Origin of the sequence: Haloterrigena turkmenica DSM 5511 (genome assembly GCF_000025325.1) — an archaeon.
Lineage (GTDB): Archaea > Halobacteriota > Halobacteria > Halobacteriales > Natrialbaceae > Haloterrigena > Haloterrigena turkmenica.
Genome location: NC_013743.1, coordinates 1,486,624 through 1,502,429, shown reverse-complemented (window position 1 = coordinate 1,502,429; position 15,806 = coordinate 1,486,624). Strand labels below are relative to the sequence as shown.

The following is a 15,806-nucleotide window of genomic DNA, read 5'->3' as shown; positions in this document are numbered from 1 at the left end:
GCTCGAGCCGCGCCCCGTCGCCGGCGTATCGGTCGAACAACAATTGATTTAACAGATCAGTGACAGAGGAGACGTATGCGACTGACACGTCGGGGGGTCGTCGCGCTCGGTGCCGGTGTGTTACCGGCCGCGACGGCGGGCTGTCTCCGCCCGAGCGGCGCCGACGCGACGACGGCCGCGGAGATCGAACGCGAACTGAGCGACCTCGACCGACCGGAAACGATGGTCGGGACCGTCGAGACGACGTTCGACCGCGACGGGACGACGAGCGTCATCGTGGACGAGATCACGGCGCGCGCCAGCGGCGAAACGTACGTCGAAGGGACCAGCGACGACGCCACCTTTCGGAACGTCGACGACGGGGAACGGGCCTGGTTTCACGACCTTGAGCGAAACCGCATCGCGGTGCTGGACTCCGAGATGAGCGGCGAGAGCCACATCGAGTACATCTACGGCGAGACGACGACGTACTTCGACCAACTCGAGTCGCAGGTGCGCGAGGAGACGACGCTCGACGGTCGAGACGTCTACCTGGTCCGGTTCGACCCGCCGCCGGACGAGACCGTCGAGCGCTCGATCGGCGTCCTCGTCGGCAACACGGAGTTCGTGATCCCGCTCGAGACGGAAGAGCGAGAGACGACCGAACTGCAGGAGACCGTCGAGCGGATCGACGTCTGGTTCGACCGGGAGACGCTGTTCCCGGTCAAACAGGTCGTCGAAACTGACGCCGTCGATTACGACGCGATCTACACGTCGCTCTCGCTGAACGAACCGGTCGCGGACGATCTGTTCGCGCTCGACCCACCTGACGACGCCCTCGTCGAGGAACACGTCTTCCCCTACCTCGACCGGTACGACACGCTCGCGGACGCGGAGGCCGACGCAGGAGTTACGATGGCGGAACCGACTCGCCTACCGGAGCGCTTCGCTCGCGCGACGGCCGCCGTCGCAGACTACCCGTACGCGGACGACCTGCGGGAGGTCTCGGTCAGGTACGCCGGCGACGAGAGCGTCGGCGAGTCGATCCGGGTCGGCGCCTGCAACGGCCCCCGGCCGTTCGACGTCGCCGGCGAGGCGGTCACCGTCGACGGCGCGTCCGGGACCGTCGCCGAGAGCGATCTCGGGACGACCGTCGAGTGGCCCTGCGGCGAGCGGACGTACTTCGTCTTCACGACCGCGTCGGTCGAGCGCGAGACGGCGCTGTCGGTCGCCGAGTCGATCGACGACGACTGCGAATAGCGGACGCTCGCGACGGTCGAAGCGAACCGCGAAAAAACGGCGAAATTGGTACGAACGGCGCCCCTGACCGCGGGAACGTCGTTACGTGTGGCGCTCGAGCAGGTCGTAACTGCGCTCCCACTCGGCGTCGTCATCGAAGTAGCGCTCGGCCAGCGGCTGGTCGGGCATCTCGCCGACGGCGTGTTTCTCCTGAGAGTAGGAGGGACGGTCGTCCTCGACGTAGTACCGTCCCGTCAGGACGGTGCCCTCGTTGAGGACGTCCTCGGTCTCGCGCATCATCTCGGCGGCCTCCGCGCGGTCGTGGATGTCGAAGTCGTAGTCGTCGGACTCCTGGACGTCGATGTAGGGGACGTACTGGCGGGCGTCCTTGTTCCAGGTCGGACACTGGGTCAGGAAGTCGACGTGGGCGAAGCCGTCGTGTTCGATGGCCTCCGCGATGATCTCCTTGGCCTGGTTCGGGTTGACCGCGGCGGTGCGGGCGACGTAGCTCGCGCCGGCGGTCAGCGACAGCGACAGGGGCCGCAGCGGCGTCTTCGCGCTGCCCGAGGGCTGGGTCTTGGACTTGTGACCCTTCGGGCTCGTGGGCGAGGTCTGGCCCTTCGTCAGCCCGAAGATCTCGTTGTTGAACACGATGTACGTGATGTCGTGGTTCTCGCGGGCCGTGTGGATGAAGTGGTTGCCACCGATCCCGTACCCGTCGCCGTCACCGCCCGCGGCGATGACCTCGAGTTCGGGGTTGGCGAGCTTCGCGGCCCGTGCGACGGGCAGCGAGCGGCCGTGAATCGTGTGGAAACCGTACGTGTCCAGGTAGCTGTTCAGCTTGCCCGAACAGCCGATCCCGGTGACGGTCAGCACCTCTTCGGGGGTCTTCCCGACTTCGGGAAGCGCCTGTTTCAGCGACTTCAGGACGCCGAAGTCGCCACAGCCCGGACACCAGGTCGGCTGCGGTTCGACACCGGGGGTGTACTCGTCCCGGTCGATCTCGCGTTCCTCACCGATCGCGTTGAATGCACTCATTGGTTAGTCACCTGCAGCGGGTTCGATTCGTACCTGTGCGGTTGGCTGACGGTCCTCGTCGGCGAGGTTGACCTCGTAGCCCTCGACGATCTCGGCGGGTTCGAAGGGGTTGCCGTTGAACTTCAGCAGGCTGGTCATCTTGTCGCCGAAGCGGCCCAGTTCCTTTTGGATCAGACCGCGGAACTGCGCGGTGGCGTTCATCTCGACGACCATCGCCTCGTCGACGCTCTCGAGGAACTCCGTCACTTCCTTCTCGGCGAAGGGCATCATGTCGGAGACGCTGATTCCTTTTACCGAGTGACCTTGCGCATTCAGGCGCTCGATGGCCTCCGCGACGGCACCCTGGGTGGAGCCCCAGGTGATGATGCCGTAGTCGGCGTCTTCCGGACCGTAGTAGGTCTGGGTCGAGTCCCGTTCCTCGTCGAGCTCCGCGCGGATCGACTCGAGTTTCTCGAGGCGACGCTCCATCTGGGCGACGCGGTTGTCGGGGTCCTCCTCGATGTGCCCGACGGGACTGTGCTCGTTCCCGGTCGCGAGGTAGCGTCCGCCCTTCTGGCCGGGGATCGAGCGCGGTGAGACGCCGTTTTCGGCGTCCTCGTGGTTGAATCGCTTGAACTTCCCGGAGTTGTCGTGTGCGGCCTCCCGGAGTTCCTCCTCGGTCAGCGTCGAGCCGAGATCCGGCTGCGGATCGCGGTCGAAGAACTCGACGTCGACGTTGGTGTTCTCACCGGAGAGCTTCTGGTCGTAGATGACGATCGCCGGGATCTGGTAGTCCCAGGCGATCTCGAAGGCCAGTCGCGTCTGCTCGTAGGCCTCTTCGATGTTCCCGGGCGCGAAGACGACGCGCTGGGAGTCACCCTGGCTCGTGTAGAGGACGTGCTCCAAGTCGGCCTGTTCGGGCTTGGTCGGCATCCCGGTCGAGGGACCGGCACGCATCGACTCGACGAGGACCAGCGGCGTCTCGGTCATCTCCGCGAGGCCGAGCGGTTCGCTCATCAGCGCGAAGCCACCCCCGGACGACCCGGACATGGCCTTGACGCCGGCGTGGCTCGCACCGACCGCGAGCGCGGCCGCGGCGATCTCGTCCTCGACCTGTTCAGAGACTCCGCCCATATCGGGGAAGTTCTGGCTGAGGATGGTGAACACGTCCGTCCACGGCGTCATCGGGTAGCCGGCGATGAACCGACAGCCCGCGTCGATCGCGCCGTAGGCGATCGCGTTCGAGCCCGACAGCAGCGCCTGCTCGGTCTCGTGAGAGCCCTCGGGCACGCGAAGGTCGTGTTCGAAGTCGTGTTCCTCCCGAGTCATCTCGTAGGCCTCGTGGAGGATCTCGAGGTTCGCCTCGAGGATGTCTCCGCCCATAGCATCGGACATCAGGTCCTCGATGTGCTCGAGTTCCATGTCGAGCAGCGCCGCCGTCACACCCACGCCGGCGGTGTTGCGCATGACCTCGCGGCCGTGCTCCTTGGCGAGCCCTCGGAGATCCACCGGGAAGACGTGCCAGTCGTTCTCCTCCGCGCGCTCGTGGAGGTTGACGGCCTCGACGTCCTCCTCGCTGATCAGACCCTCGTCGTAGACGATGATTCCGCCTTCGCGGAGTTCGTCCAGGTTCTCCGAGAGGGGCTTGATCTCCTCGTTGCCGTAGTAGGCCTCCTCCTGCGGGTTCCGAGCGAACGAGTCGCCCAGTGACAGCAGGAAGTTGTACCCGTCTCCCCGTGACTGTACCTCCCGATCTGCGGCCCGGATCTCGACGTAGGTGTGGCCGCCGCGAATTCGCGACGGATAGTGACGATGGGTGAATACGTCGAGCCCCGAGCGCATTAGCGCCTTGGCAAAGTTCTGGCTCGTCGAGTCGATTCCGTCGCCGGAACCGCCCGCGATTCGCCAGATAAGTTCGTCGCTCATAGTGAAATCAGTGGCCGGTGGGCCGACCGTACCAGGATTTTGCTCTACGTGACCTAAAGCCTTTGCTATACATTGCCATAGATCTATCGTGAAGAATGAACAACCATCCATTTTATCTCGCCTACGTTACCCAATTCGTCCGGAAGGTTCACGAAAAATTGCCCGTGATTAATGATTACAGATTCCGTTCCCAGCGTTTCATATCTGATAACCTCGATGAATGTTGTCCAAAATACTGGAAAACGGTTCGTCCGTACACCATCTTGCCTCCGTAGGACTCAGTCGGACCGGAGGTGGACTTATACGGGCACACATGGATGGTGTGCCATACCATGTCAGTATTGCTCGATTCCCAGGTCGAAGCGTTTCTCCACGACCTGTCGGACCGGGGGCTCCCGCCGCTCTATCGCCTCTCGCTCGAGGCGGCCCGGGAGACGTACCGCGAACTCACCGTTCCCGACGAGCCGGTCGACGCAGTCGGCTCCGTGACGGACCGGACGGTGCCCGGTCCGGCCGGCGAGATCCCGATCCGGATCTACGCGCCGTCGGGCGACGGACCGTTTCCGCCGCTGTTGTTCTACCACGGCGGCGGCTGGATCCTCGGCGATCTCGAGACCCACGACGCGCTCTGTCGGGCGCTCACCGACGCGACGGACTGCGTCGTGGTCGCCGTCGACTACCGGCTCGCGCCCGAACACCGGTTCCCGGCGGCGCTGGAGGACTGTTACGCCGCGACGCGATGGGTCGCGAATAACGCGGCGGCGATCGGCGCCACGACGGACGCGCTCGCCACCTGCGGGGAGAGCGCCGGCGGCACGCTCGCCGCGGGTGTGGCGCTGCTCGCCCGCGATCGGGACGGGCCGACGATCGACCACCAGACGCTGCTCTATCCGCCGACGAACTACGCGTTCGACACGGACTCCTACGAGGAGAACGCGCAGGGCTACTTCCTCACCCGCGAGGATATGAAGCGGTTCTGGCAGGGGTATCTCCGGAGCGAACTGGACGGGCGCCACCCCTACGCGTCACCGATTCGGGCGACCCTCGAGGGGATGCCGCCGTCGCTCGTCGTGACGGCCGGCTTCGATCCGGTTCGGGACGACGGACGTGCGTTCGTCGATCGACTTGAGGACGCCGGTGTTCCCGCTCGGCACCTCGAGTACGACGAGATGATCCACGGATTCCTGCCGATGCTCGACGATCCGGAACTCGATCGTGCACGAGAGGCGATCGATGAGGTCGGAGCGGCGGTCGGGGGCGCGGTCCGCTGACGGCCGACTCCCTCACCGTCCGAAACCGCGGGACGGGAGATACGTTTTAGTAACGGGATGTGATGCGTATCGGTGTCATGGGATACGTTATCAAGATGCCAAAGCTGGGTCTCGAGATGGAACGCGGGGTCGTCCTCGAGTGGACCGTCGACGAAGGGGAGACCGTCGACGAAGGCGACGTCCTCGTCGAGGTCGAGTCGGAGAAGAGCATCGGCGAGGTCGACGCCCGCGGGTCCGGGGCGCTCCGGCACGTCTACGTCGAGGAGGGCGAGGAGGTACCGCCGGGAACGCCGATCGGCATCCTGGCGGCGCCGGACGCCGACATCTCGGACCTGCGGGCCGACGCCGAGGCCGAACTCGAGGAAGAAGCTCCCGAGATCGCCGCGGCCGCCGGTCCGGACGCCGACGCGGCGTCGGACGCGGCCACAGCGGGAGACGCGGACGCGACGCCCGAGGCGAACGGCGCCGACGGCGGCGACGCGGCCGCCGCGCAGCCCTCCAGCGGCGGGTCGGACGGGGCGTCCGAGGACCTCAAGGCGTCTCCGCGCGCGCGAAAGCGCGCCGAGGAACTCGAGGTCGATCTGACAGCGGTCGAGGGGACGGGCCCGATGGGGTCGATCACCGAAGAGGACGTCGAGGCCGCGGCGGAATCGGCTTCCGAAGCGGATGCGGAGGCGGAGGCGACCGCGGCCGAATCGACGGAGGGCGAAGAGATCAAGGCCTCGCCCCGCGCGAGGAAACGAGCGGAGGAACTCGAGGTCGATCTGACGGCGGTCGAGGGGACCGGGCCGATGGGATCGGTCACCGAGGACGACGTGGAGGCGGCGGCCGAATCGGCGCCAGAGGTGGAGACTACCGCTGCGGCCGGAGCCGAAGCCGGGAGCGAGGCAACGGCCGGCGTCGAAGTACCGGCGGCACCGACCGACGCCGCCGGCGTCCGCCGGATCGAACCCGGGGACCCGCTGACGGATCGGTACCACCGGACGACGGCCGTCGCCGCGCCGGCGGCCGCGAACGCGCTGTTCGAGGCGACCGAAGCGGTGCGGACGGCCTTCGAAGACGAGGTCACGATGACCGACCTGCTGGTCGTTCTCGCCTCGGCGACGCTCACCGACCACCCAGTGCTGAACGGAACGTACGCGGAATCGACCCATCAGGTCCGAGAGCGGCAAAATGTCGCGCTCGTCGCCGGGAGCGAGGACGGGCCGGTCTCCGTGGTCGTCCCGGACGCTCGGAACCGCTCGCTTTCGGAGGTCGTCGAGGCGCGGCGGGCGGTCGACGGCGACGACGCGGACGCCGCCACCTCCGACGAGCGGGCCACGTTCACCGTCGCGAACGCCGCCGAGACCGAGGCGGACGGGCGACTCGTCAATCCGCCGTCCGTCGCGACCCTCGAGGTCGATCCGACCGGGCAGCGAGCCGTTTCGAACGGTAACGACGTGACCCTCGAGCCGCTCGTGGTCGCGACGCTGACCTACGACGCACGCGCGATCGGCGGCAACGAGGCGGCCGCGTTCCTCGAGCAACTGTTCGAACGGGCCGAGCGAGCGTCGGAACTCGTTCTCGGGTCGTACCGCGGCCGAGAGTAGTCGCGAAAACGAGAGTCGCTACCGCTCCTCGAGCAGCGGGCCGTCGCGGACCAGCGCGCCCGCCTCGACGGCGGCGCCGAGCGCGGCGTCGGCGTCCACGAGTCGCGGCCCGTCGGCGGTCGGCGTCATCTCGACCGTCGCGTCCACGACCTCGAGTTCGCGCTCGCCGTCCGCGCCGACGACGACGTCCGACACGTCGAAGGTCGCCGGCTCGTCCCACTCCAGCCGGTCGCGCTCGGCGACTCCGATCGTCGCCGTCATCCCGGGCGCGACGATCGCCGAGACCGATCGTGCCGTCACCTCGGGATCGTCGAGGCGAAGTGCGACGCCGCCCGGCGCGTCGGGCGCCAGCGGCTCGAGGCAGCCGGCGACGCTCCCGAGGCCGATATCGCTCGGGTGCGCCCGCGAGACGACGCCGCCGATCAGTTCCGACGGATCGATGACGGCCCGCGTGCCGACGAACGATCGGTCCGTGATCTCGACCGCCGCCAGTCCGGTGAGTCGCTTCTCGCCGTTGACGTCGTCCGCTCGAACGTCGATCCGCCCGTGCCGATCGGTTACCGCGTCGGCGTCCGCGGCGCCGGTCGCGACCGCGGCCGCGGCCGCCCCAGCGACGGTGCCGTCGACCGGCGTCGGCACGACGTTGTTCGTCCCCGTCGAGACGGAAACCAGCGGAACGTCGCCGATCTCGAGCGCGACGTCGCGGGTGGTGCCGTCGCCGCCGAGGACGACGACGGCATCGGCGCTCTCGCGGAAGCGCGCGGCCGCCCGTCGCGTGTCCGCGGCCGACTCCTCGACCGTCATCTCCACGCGTTCGACCGCGAGGTCGTCGGGCGCCTCGGAAACGGCGTGGTCGGCGATCCCGCTCCGGTCGGGCATGACCGCGACGTCAGGCGGCTCGGCGACGACGGCCAGCCCCTCGAGGACGCACTCGGCGACGCGGCGCTTGGCGTAGTTGTCGACGACGCTCGCGCCGCCGGTGAGCCGCCGGATGTCGCGACCGGCAGCCGGGTTCGCGATGAGTCCGACGCGGGTCACGCGTCGGCCCCGTGGCTCGCTGCCATCGCTACGTGATCAGCTCGATCGCCTCCCGGACGTCGTCGCCGTCGGGGAGGACCTCCTGCTCGAGCGGGGGACTGAACGGCATGTGAGTGTCCGGCGTCCCGATCCGCTGGATCGGGGCGTCGAGGCTGAAGAACGCCTCCTCTTGGACGCGGCTGACGATCTCGGCGTGGACGCCGTAGGAGAGGGGGCTCTCGTCGGCGACCACTAGCCGCCCCGTCTTCCGGACGCTCTCGGCGATGGTCTCCGTGTCCAGCGGGTACAGCGAGCGGGCGTCGATGACCTCGACGCTGACGTCGTCGGCCAGGCTGTCGGCGGTCTGCAGGCTCTCGCCGACGAGCCGCTGGGTCGCCACGACGGTGACGTCCTCGCCCTCGCGTTCGACCGCGGCCTCGCCGAGCGGGACGGTGAACTCCTCGTCGGTAGGGACCTCGCCCTGCTGCTCGTAGATCATCTTGTTCTCGAAGACGAACACGGGGTCGTCCGACCGGACCGCGGCCTTCGTCAGCCCCTTCGCCGCGGCGGCCGTGCCCGGCGCGACGGCCTTCAGGCCGGGGAAGTGGGCGATCCAGGTGTGGACCGTGCCGGAGTGTTGGCTCGCGGCGCCCATGCCGCCGCCCTCGGTCGTCCGGACGGTGACGGGCATCTCCGTCTTCCCGCCGAACATGTAGCGCATCTTCGCCATCTGGTTCATGATCTGCTCCATCGAGACGCCCATGAAGTCCGAGAACATGAGCTCGGCGACGGGTCGGGTCCCGGTCGCGGCGGCGCCGGTCGCGGCGCCGATGAAGCCGGCCTCGCTGATCGGCGTGTCGCGGACGCGTTCATCGCCGAACTCCTCCCAGAGGCCGCTGGTCACCTCGAGGACGCCGCCGAACTTGCCGACGTCCTCGCCCATCAGGTAGACGTCCTCGTCGCGCTCGAGTTCCTCGCGCAGCCCCATCCGAATCGCCTCGCGGACGGTCATTGTCTCGGTCTCCTCGGCGCGCTCGATCTCGGCCTGGGCGGTCATCGCCGATCACCTCCGAGCGAACCGCCGTCCGCACGGGCCTGGCTGGCGAACCGTTCGATCTCGGGTGGCATCTCCGCGAACATGTCCTCGTAGGCTTCGCTCGGGTCCGGTAGCGGGGCGTCCTGAGCGTACTCGACCGCTTCCTTGATCTCCGTCTCGATCTCGTCCCGCAGCTCCTCGAGTTCCTCCTCGGTCAGTTCGCCGCGATCGACCAGCAGCTCCGAGAACCGGTCGATCGGGTCCTGCTCCTTCCACTTCTCGATCTCGTCTTCGTCCCGGTAGGGCTCCTCGTCGCCCTCGTAGTGGCCGCGGTAGCGGTAGGTCTCGGCCTCGACGATGGTCGGACCGTCGCCGTCTCGAGCGCGCTTGCGCGCCTCCTCGATGGCCTCGGCGACGGCCGTGACGTCCATTCCGTCGACGGTGACGCCGGGGATGTCGTAGGCGCCGGCGGTGTCGCTCAGGTCGTCGACGTTGTGCTGTTCCTCGACTGGCGTCCCCTCACCGTAGTGATTGTTCTCGACGACGAAGACCGCCGGCAGGTCCCAGGTCGCTGCGAGGTTGATCGCCTCGTGTACCTGCCCCTGTGCGACGGCACCGTCGCCGAGGAAGCCGACGGCTACCTGCTCGCGGTCGTCGTAGTCGATCGACAGCGCGGCGCCCGTCGCCAGCGGCGGCCCCGCGCCGACGATGCCGTTCGCGCCGAGCATCCCGGAGTCGACGTCGGCGATGTGCATCGAACCGCCCTTTCCGTTGCAGTAGCCATCCTGCTTGCCGAACAGCTCGGCCATCATCAGCTTCGGGTCCAATCCCTTCGCGATGCAGTGTCCGTGGCCCCGGTGCGTGCTCGCGATGTAATCGTCGGGCTCGAGCGCGGCACACGTACCGACGCCGACTGCCTCTTCCCCAATGTAGAGGTGGACGAAGCCGGGAATCTCTCCGTCGGCGAAGTAGTCACCCGCCGTCGAGTCGAACTCCCGAATCGTCAGCATCCGACGGAGCGCCTCCCGTCGCCCCTCCTCCGTGTCTAGTGTATAGTCGGCCATGCGACACACGGTACCACAAACCAAAGTATAATGCTAACGGTGAGCAAGGCCGATGCCCGTAGGCGGTCGTTTATGCCTCCCAACGGTGAGGATCGAACGGGATGCGCGTACCAACACACCGAAGACGGGACCTCGACCGCTCGCAGTCCGTCGATCACGGCGCGGAATCGGAACTGCGGTCGCCGACGCCAGCATCAGTACCGACGTCGACCGAGGTGGTCCGCGAATGATGCCCGAGCGAACCGTCACCGCCCGGAACCCGGAGGGGATGGGCGGGACCATCGAGGCCGGTTCGTTCGAGTGGCGGTTCGACGAACCCGAGTCGGCCGGCGGCTCGGAGACGGGGCCGACGCCGGTCGACGTCTTCCTCGGCGCGCTGGCCTCCTGTCTCTCGCTGAGCGTTCGCTTCCAGGCGAACAAGCGCGAGACGCCGGTCGAGACCATCGAGGTCACGACCGAGGCCGAACCCGAACGGGGCTCGGTCGACCGACTCGAGGCGACGATCCGACTCGAGACCGACGCCGACGACGAGACGGTCGATCGCCTCGTCGACTTCGGCGAGCGGGGCTGTCACGTCTCGCAGCTCGTCGACGAGGAGACGCCGATGGACGTCTCATGGGAACGGCTGTAGGCGGCCCACGACGGGAGCGTCGCGCCTGCGCGGCCGCGCTACTCTGGATAGGTCGCGTCCGGCTCAGGCATCGCGTCCACGTTCGCCGCGGTCTCGAAGATCGCGCCGTTGAGTTCGTCGGCGGTGTCGAAGTACCAGAACTCGGTGCCGTCGAAGTTCCCGCTCTGGAGCACAGGTAGCCCCGCGGACTCGAACTCGTCGACGACCGCGTGGGGATCGTCGAACGCGAAACAGGCGACGTGGTGCAGTCCCTCGCCGTGTTCCTCCAGATGTTCGGTGTAGATGCTCGGCCCCTCGAGCGGTTCGATCAGTTCGATCATCGTCTCGCCGAGTTGCGCGAGCGCGAGGCGCATCGAGTACTCGTGAGGCTCGCCGCGGTAGGTCCGATCGGTCAGTGCGGGCGGTTCGAACCGGTAGATCTCCCAGGGTCCGATGCCGAGGAGGCCGTCGAATCGATCCATACCGTCCTCGAGGTCCTCGACGACGAACGCGACCTGCGAGAGTTCCGGAATCTCGACGCCCAACTGTGGGATGTTACCAGTACCCATATACGGGCGTCGACGCGGAACGAGTTATCGTTTAGTACCGATGTAAGCGATTGAGAATACGGCCGACCGGCGCCTCGATCGGCTACCTGGTCACTCGTTCTGCGGGTTGCTCGGGTGGTAGTCCGTGTCGTACTCGCCGGGCTGGTCGTCGACGCGGTCGGGGTTGAGCCGGCCCGACAGCAGCATGAAGTCGACGAGCGTCAGCGCGAGCATCGCCTCGACGACCGGGACGCCTCGCGGCGGGAGGACGGGGTCGTGGCGGCCGATAACCTTCTCTTCCTTGATTTCGCCGGTCTCCCAGTCGGCGGTCTGCTGGGACTTGGGGATCGACGTAGGTGCGTGGAGCGTGACCTCGCCGTAGATCGGTTCGCCGCTCGAGATGCCGCCCTGGATGCCGCCGTGGTCGTTCTCGACGGGCGTCGGGTTCCCCTCGTCGTCGAACTCCCAGTCGTCGTTTCGCTCCTTGCCCGTCCACTCGCGGGCCTCGCGACCGAGGCCGAACTCGAAGGCCGTCGTCGCCGGGACCGCCATCATGGCCTGTCCGAGTCGCGCGGACAGCGAGTCGAACCGAGGTGCGCCGAGGCCGACGGGGACGCCCTGGGCCTCGAAGTAGATCGAGCCGCCGATGGAGTCGCCTTCCTCCTGGTACTCCTCGATGAGTTCCTGCATCTCCGCGGCGGTCTCGGGATCGGCACAGCGGACGTCGTTCTCCTCGGAGTGTTCCTTAATCTGCTCGAAGCTTACCTCGGGGGCCTCGACGTCGCCGATCTGGTTGACGTGGGCCTTGAGTTCGATTCCCTCGCGCGCGAGGAGCTTCTTTGCGATCGCGCCCGCGGCGACCCAGTTGACGGTCTCGCGGGCCGACGAGCGGCCGCCGCCGCCCCAGTTACGGGTACCGAACTTCGCCGAGTAGGTGAAGTCGCCGTGGGACGGACGGGGTGCGGTGATGAACGGCTCGTACTTGCCTGAACGAGCGTCCTTGTTCTGGATGACCAGCCCGATCGGCGTCCCGGTCGTGTAGCCGTCCTGAATCCCGGACTTGATCGAGACGTCGTCGGGTTCGCCGCGGCTGGTCGTGATCATCGACTGGCCCGGCTTTCGCCGATCTAAGTCCTCCTGGATGTCCTCCTCCGAGAGCTCGAGGCCGGCGGGACAGCCCGAGATGGTACAGCCCATCGCCTCCCCGTGGCTCTCGCCGAACGTGGTCACCTGGAAGAGGCGACCGAAGCGGTTGCCGTTCATTACGGGTCTCTCGGGGACGGGGCCACTTAGCGGTGCAGGATCTCCGACGGTCGGTCGCCGCCGACCCGGTTCCGTTTCGAGCGACTCGACCGAACGCGGCGTCGAGGCGAACCCCTCTCGAGCACCGGCCGCGAAATGACCGCCGTGCAGACTCTCGTGAAACCCTGAATTCGGTCGCCTCAGCCCACCCAAAGCATCTTTGCGCCAAGTGGTGTACGTAATAGCCACTATGAACCGCCGTTCGTTGCTCGCCGGCGTCGCCGCCTCGAGTGCCGCGATCGCGGGCTGTGTCTCGACCGAGGCGACGGTCCTCCAAGAGTCGACGACCCCGGAGGTCCCATCGGATCCCGACGACCCGATCGCTCGAGCGACCGTCGGCTTCCAGTCGGTCGACGGTTCACCCCACCGAGTCCGTCTCTGGAACCTGATCGACGGACAGCGGTCGGTCGGGCTCGAGATCGACTCCGAGACGGCCACGTTCGACGGGAGCTACGACCTCGAGTCCGACGCCCACGTCGTCGTCACGATACGCAACCGCGACGAGTACGCCGTGGTCGTCTCCGTCGACGACGCCACCGTCGCGGAGACGACGCTCGAGCCGTCGTCGTTCGACGAACCTTGTCCGGCGACGGAGTTGTTCGTCCTCGAGGACGGCGAGTTCGAGTCGACGTTCGAACCCGAGTCCGACCACTGCTAGCCTCGAGGACTCGCGGTCGTCCGCCGTCGGAGCCGTGTCTCGATGGCCTTATCCTCGTCTCTCCGAAACCGGCGGACGGAATTCATGCGTTGGCAGTATCGGTCGACAGTACTCGTCCTCTGTCTGCTCGCGTTCTTCGTCACCTACTTCGCTCGGATGGCGATCAGTCCGGTCATTCCGTTCATCGTCGACGACTTCGCCGTTTCCAACACGCAGATCGGGTTCGCTCTGTCGGGGATGTGGCTCGCCTATGGCCTCTCGCAGTTCCCCAGCGGCGTCCTCGGCGACCGATACGGGGAGAAACGAGTGATCCTCGTCGCCGTCGGCGGCACGTCGATCGCGAGCCTCCTGCTCGCCCTCTCGCCCGCGTTTCCCGCCTTCGTCGTCCTCGCCGTCCTCCTCGGGGCCGTCGCCGGACTGCACTACGCCGTCGCGACGACGCTGCTGTCGCGGACCTACGACGAACTCGGTCGTGCAGTGGGCATCCACTCGATCGGCGGTCCGCTTGCCGGGCTGGTCGCGCCCGTCGCGGCGGCGTGGGTCGGCGTCCGGTTCGGCTGGCGGCCCGCGCTCGCGCTCGTTCTCGGCGTCGGCCTCCCGGTGTTCGCACTGTTCGCGTGGCAGATCCGCCCGACTGAGCCGCGACGACCGGAACAGCCGATGCGCGACCGGTTCGAACTCGCCGCACTGGTCGACCTGCTCTCGCGGCCAGCGATCGTCTTCACGCTCGCGGTCGCCATGCTCGGCACGTTCATCGTCCAAGGGCTGCTCACCTTCCTCCCGACGTTCTTCGTCGCCTACCACGACTACTCGGCGACGGCCGCCGGAACGGCCTTCTCGGCGTTTTTCGTCGTGCGAACCGTCGGCCAGTTCTTCCTCGGCGACCTCTCCGATCGAATCGGACGCGACATCGCGATCGGCGGCTCGATGCTCGCGGGGGCGATCGGCCTCTTCGGACTGGTCGGCGCCCGGAGCCGCGTGACCGTCGCCGCCGCTGTGGTCTTGGCCGGACTGGGCTCGAGTTTCTTCGCGGCGCTCGACCCGCGCTTCCTCGACCAGTTCGAAACCGCCGAGCGCGGTGCCGGGTTCGGACTCGTCCGGACGGTCTACACCGTCGTCGGCGCTGCCGGCTCCGTCGGCGTCGGCCTGTTGGCCGACCTGTTCGGCTGGGGGCCGTCGTTTCTCGTTCTCGCCGGACTGTTCTCGATCACGGTCCTCGCGCTCGGCGTGAACCGAGCGTTCGATCTCGGCTACTGACGACACTCGAGAACGACGCAAAAATCGAGACGACCGCCTCAGGGCAGTTCGAACTCGATCGCTGCGCCCTGCCCGAAGCCGACGCACTCCGTCGCGATGCCCCGTTCGACGCCTTCGCGATTCATCTCGTGGATCAGGGTCACGGGCAGCCGCGCGCCGGAACAGCCCAGCGGATGGCCGATGGCGATCGCACCGCCGTTGACGTTCAGTCGGTCCATCGGAATCCCCAGTTCGCGCGCGGAGTAGATCGTCTGGCTGGCGAAGGCCTCGTTGATCTCGAACAGCCCGTAGTCGTCGATCTCGCGACCGGCGCGCTCGAGCAGCCCCTCAGTCGCAGGGACGGGACCGACGCCCATGATCGTGGGATCGACACCGGCGACGTAGCTGGTGCCGACCTCGGCCATGATCTCGAGATCATTCTCCTCGGCGAACTCGCGGCTGGTCAGCATGAGGCCGGCAGCGCCGTCGGCGATCTGCGAGGCGTTGCCGGGCGTGACGGTGCCGTCCTCCTTGAAGACGGTCGGCAGTTCGGCGAGCTTTTCAGTCGTCGTGCCGGGGCGCAGCCCCTCGTCCTCGTCGTGGACGCCGTCCCCCGTCTCGATGGGGACGATCTCGTCGTCGAATTTGCCTTCCTCGGTCGCTTCGACCGCGCGCTGCTGGCTGCGGGCGCCGTATTCGTCCTGCTCCTCGCGGCTGATGTCGAACTCCTCGGCGACCTTCTCGGCCGTCTGGCCCATCATGAGGTTCTCCATCCCGTACTCCTCGTCGAGTTTCGGGTACATCGATCCGCTCTCGGCGGCCCCCATCTTCACGCGGCTCATGCTCTCGACCCCGCCGGCGATGACGGCGTCCTGGCGGCCCGCCCGGATCGAGTCCGCGGCCTGAATGATCGCCTGCGCCGAGGAGGCACACTGGCGGTCGACCGTCGTCGCGGGGACGTTCTCGCCCAGATCCGAGAACAGCGCGATCTGGCGAGCGATGTTGGTCCGCTGCTCCTCGCGTTGCTGGGCGCAGCCCCAGACAAGGTCGTCGACGTCCTCGCTCGAGAGGCTCGTCTCCGCGAGCATCTCGTCGACCAGCGGAATCGAGAGGTCCTCGCTGCGAACGTCCGCGAGGGCACCGTCTTCCTTTCCCTGTGCGGCCCTAACAGCGCTAACGATTACCGGCGTATTTCCTGCCATTGTATAGAATGATCTTTCGTGAACGTAAATAAGTACCTCCTTCGGTACCCTATCGCGCGGTGCCGGACCATCCCACTCGAGGCCCACGCACGCTGACGCGAGCAGAAGGCGC

General features: G+C 67.3%; 14 protein-coding genes. 6 read left to right on the top strand and 8 right to left on the bottom strand.

Annotated elements, in window-relative coordinates; genetic code table 11:
- Positions 1–75 precede the first annotated feature (75 nt).
- The gene (locus HTUR_RS07080; RefSeq protein ID WP_012942637.1) at positions 76–1,239 is read left to right on the top strand and encodes a LolA family protein; all 1,164 of its coding nucleotides are present in this window, start codon (positions 76–78) and stop codon (positions 1,237–1,239) included.
- Between the two features lie 81 nt (positions 1,240–1,320).
- Here the strand turns inward: HTUR_RS07080 and HTUR_RS07075 are convergent, their stop codons facing one another.
- Both HTUR_RS07075 and HTUR_RS07070 read right to left on the bottom strand, forming a co-directional pair.
- Positions 1,321–2,256 carry a thiamine pyrophosphate-dependent enzyme gene (locus tag HTUR_RS07075; protein WP_012942636.1) on the bottom strand — a complete coding sequence of 312 codons (936 nt, stop codon included), beginning with the start codon at positions 2,254–2,256 and terminating at the stop codon, positions 1,321–1,323.
- A gap of 3 nt (positions 2,257–2,259) precedes the next feature.
- On the bottom strand, positions 2,260–4,161 hold the full coding sequence (locus tag HTUR_RS07070; RefSeq protein WP_012942635.1) for a 2-oxoacid:acceptor oxidoreductase subunit alpha: 1,902 nt from the start codon (positions 4,159–4,161) through the stop codon (positions 2,260–2,262).
- A 332-nt stretch (positions 4,162–4,493) separates the two neighbouring features.
- Here HTUR_RS07070 and HTUR_RS07065 point away from each other — a divergent pair, with 332 nt between their 5' ends.
- Positions 4,494–5,432, top strand: a complete 939-nt coding sequence (locus HTUR_RS07065) for an alpha/beta hydrolase (RefSeq protein ID WP_187291475.1) — start codon at positions 4,494–4,496, stop codon at positions 5,430–5,432.
- Between the two features lie 77 nt (positions 5,433–5,509).
- Positions 5,510–7,021, top strand: coding sequence for an E3 binding domain-containing protein (locus HTUR_RS07060; protein ID WP_226377489.1), 1,512 nt, complete (start codon positions 5,510–5,512; stop codon positions 7,019–7,021).
- Positions 7,022–7,039: 18 nt separating this feature from the next.
- On the opposite strand, the gene HTUR_RS07055 is transcribed toward HTUR_RS07060, so the two are convergent.
- The 3 genes from HTUR_RS07055 to HTUR_RS07045 are packed head-to-tail and all read right to left on the bottom strand — an operon-like array spanning position 7,040 to position 10,138.
- Positions 7,040–8,059: an NAD(+)/NADH kinase gene (locus tag HTUR_RS07055; protein ID WP_012942632.1), complete on the bottom strand. Its 1,020-nt coding sequence runs from the start codon at positions 8,057–8,059 to the stop codon at positions 7,040–7,042.
- Positions 8,060–8,087: 28 nt separating this feature from the next.
- A complete protein-coding gene (locus tag HTUR_RS07050) occupies positions 8,088–9,095 on the bottom strand; it encodes an alpha-ketoacid dehydrogenase subunit beta (RefSeq protein WP_012942631.1) in 1,008 nt (335 codons plus the stop codon).
- Positions 9,092–10,138 (bottom strand): thiamine pyrophosphate-dependent dehydrogenase E1 component subunit alpha, encoded by a 1,047-nt coding sequence (locus HTUR_RS07045; protein ID WP_012942630.1) that lies wholly within the window; start codon positions 10,136–10,138, stop codon positions 9,092–9,094. Before HTUR_RS07045 ends, HTUR_RS07050 begins: the two co-directional genes overlap by 4 nt.
- A 226-nt stretch (positions 10,139–10,364) precedes the next feature.
- Between HTUR_RS07045 and HTUR_RS07040 the strand changes: the two genes are divergently transcribed.
- A complete protein-coding gene (locus tag HTUR_RS07040) occupies positions 10,365–10,769 on the top strand; it encodes an OsmC family protein (protein ID WP_012942629.1) in 405 nt (134 codons plus the stop codon).
- Positions 10,770–10,807: 38 nt separating this feature from the next.
- Here HTUR_RS07040 and HTUR_RS07035 read toward each other — a convergent pair whose 3' ends face one another.
- Together HTUR_RS07035 and aroC are read right to left on the bottom strand one after the other, a co-directional pair.
- The gene (locus HTUR_RS07035) at positions 10,808–11,317 is read right to left on the bottom strand and encodes a VOC family protein (RefSeq protein WP_012942628.1); all 510 of its coding nucleotides are present in this window, start codon (positions 11,315–11,317) and stop codon (positions 10,808–10,810) included.
- 90 nt (positions 11,318–11,407) lie between these two features.
- Positions 11,408–12,559, bottom strand: coding sequence for a chorismate synthase (gene aroC / locus HTUR_RS07030; RefSeq protein ID WP_012942627.1), 1,152 nt, complete (start codon positions 12,557–12,559; stop codon positions 11,408–11,410).
- Positions 12,560–12,788: 229 nt separating this feature from the next.
- On the opposite strand from aroC, the gene HTUR_RS07025 reads away from it, so the two are divergent.
- Together HTUR_RS07025 and HTUR_RS07020 are read left to right on the top strand one after the other, a co-directional pair.
- Positions 12,789–13,256, top strand: a complete 468-nt coding sequence (locus tag HTUR_RS07025) for a hypothetical protein (RefSeq protein WP_012942626.1) — start codon at positions 12,789–12,791, stop codon at positions 13,254–13,256.
- Positions 13,257–13,340: 84 nt separating this feature from the next.
- The gene (locus HTUR_RS07020; protein ID WP_012942625.1) at positions 13,341–14,513 is read left to right on the top strand and encodes an MFS transporter; all 1,173 of its coding nucleotides are present in this window, start codon (positions 13,341–13,343) and stop codon (positions 14,511–14,513) included.
- Between the two features lie 38 nt (positions 14,514–14,551).
- Here HTUR_RS07020 and HTUR_RS07015 read toward each other — a convergent pair whose 3' ends face one another.
- Positions 14,552–15,694: a thiolase family protein gene (locus HTUR_RS07015; RefSeq protein ID WP_012942624.1), complete on the bottom strand. Its 1,143-nt coding sequence runs from the start codon at positions 15,692–15,694 to the stop codon at positions 14,552–14,554.
- Between the last annotated feature and the right edge of the window lie 112 nt (positions 15,695–15,806).

Coding starts and splice junctions, on each gene's coding strand:
- HTUR_RS07060 (WP_226377489.1), top strand. CDS start 5,510: ATGGGATACGTTATCAAGATGCCAAAGCTGGGTCTCGAGATGGAACGC.
- HTUR_RS07040 (WP_012942629.1), top strand. CDS start 10,365: ATGATGCCCGAGCGAACCGTCACCGCCCGGAACCCGGAGGGGATGGGC.
- HTUR_RS07065 (WP_187291475.1), top strand. CDS start 4,494: ATGTCAGTATTGCTCGATTCCCAGGTCGAAGCGTTTCTCCACGACCTG.
- HTUR_RS07035 (WP_012942628.1), bottom strand. CDS start 11,317: ATGGGTACTGGTAACATCCCACAGTTGGGCGTCGAGATTCCGGAACTC.
- HTUR_RS07045 (WP_012942630.1), bottom strand. CDS start 10,138: ATGGCCGACTATACACTAGACACGGAGGAGGGGCGACGGGAGGCGCTC.
- HTUR_RS07070 (WP_012942635.1), bottom strand. CDS start 4,161: ATGAGCGACGAACTTATCTGGCGAATCGCGGGCGGTTCCGGCGACGGA.
- HTUR_RS07015 (WP_012942624.1), bottom strand. CDS start 15,694: ATGGCAGGAAATACGCCGGTAATCGTTAGCGCTGTTAGGGCCGCACAG.
- HTUR_RS07075 (WP_012942636.1), bottom strand. CDS start 2,256: ATGAGTGCATTCAACGCGATCGGTGAGGAACGCGAGATCGACCGGGAC.
- HTUR_RS07025 (WP_012942626.1), top strand. CDS start 12,789: ATGAACCGCCGTTCGTTGCTCGCCGGCGTCGCCGCCTCGAGTGCCGCG.
- aroC (WP_012942627.1), bottom strand. CDS start 12,559: ATGAACGGCAACCGCTTCGGTCGCCTCTTCCAGGTGACCACGTTCGGC.
- HTUR_RS07050 (WP_012942631.1), bottom strand. CDS start 9,095: ATGACCGCCCAGGCCGAGATCGAGCGCGCCGAGGAGACCGAGACAATG.
- HTUR_RS07020 (WP_012942625.1), top strand. CDS start 13,341: ATGCGTTGGCAGTATCGGTCGACAGTACTCGTCCTCTGTCTGCTCGCG.
- HTUR_RS07080 (WP_012942637.1), top strand. CDS start 76: ATGCGACTGACACGTCGGGGGGTCGTCGCGCTCGGTGCCGGTGTGTTA.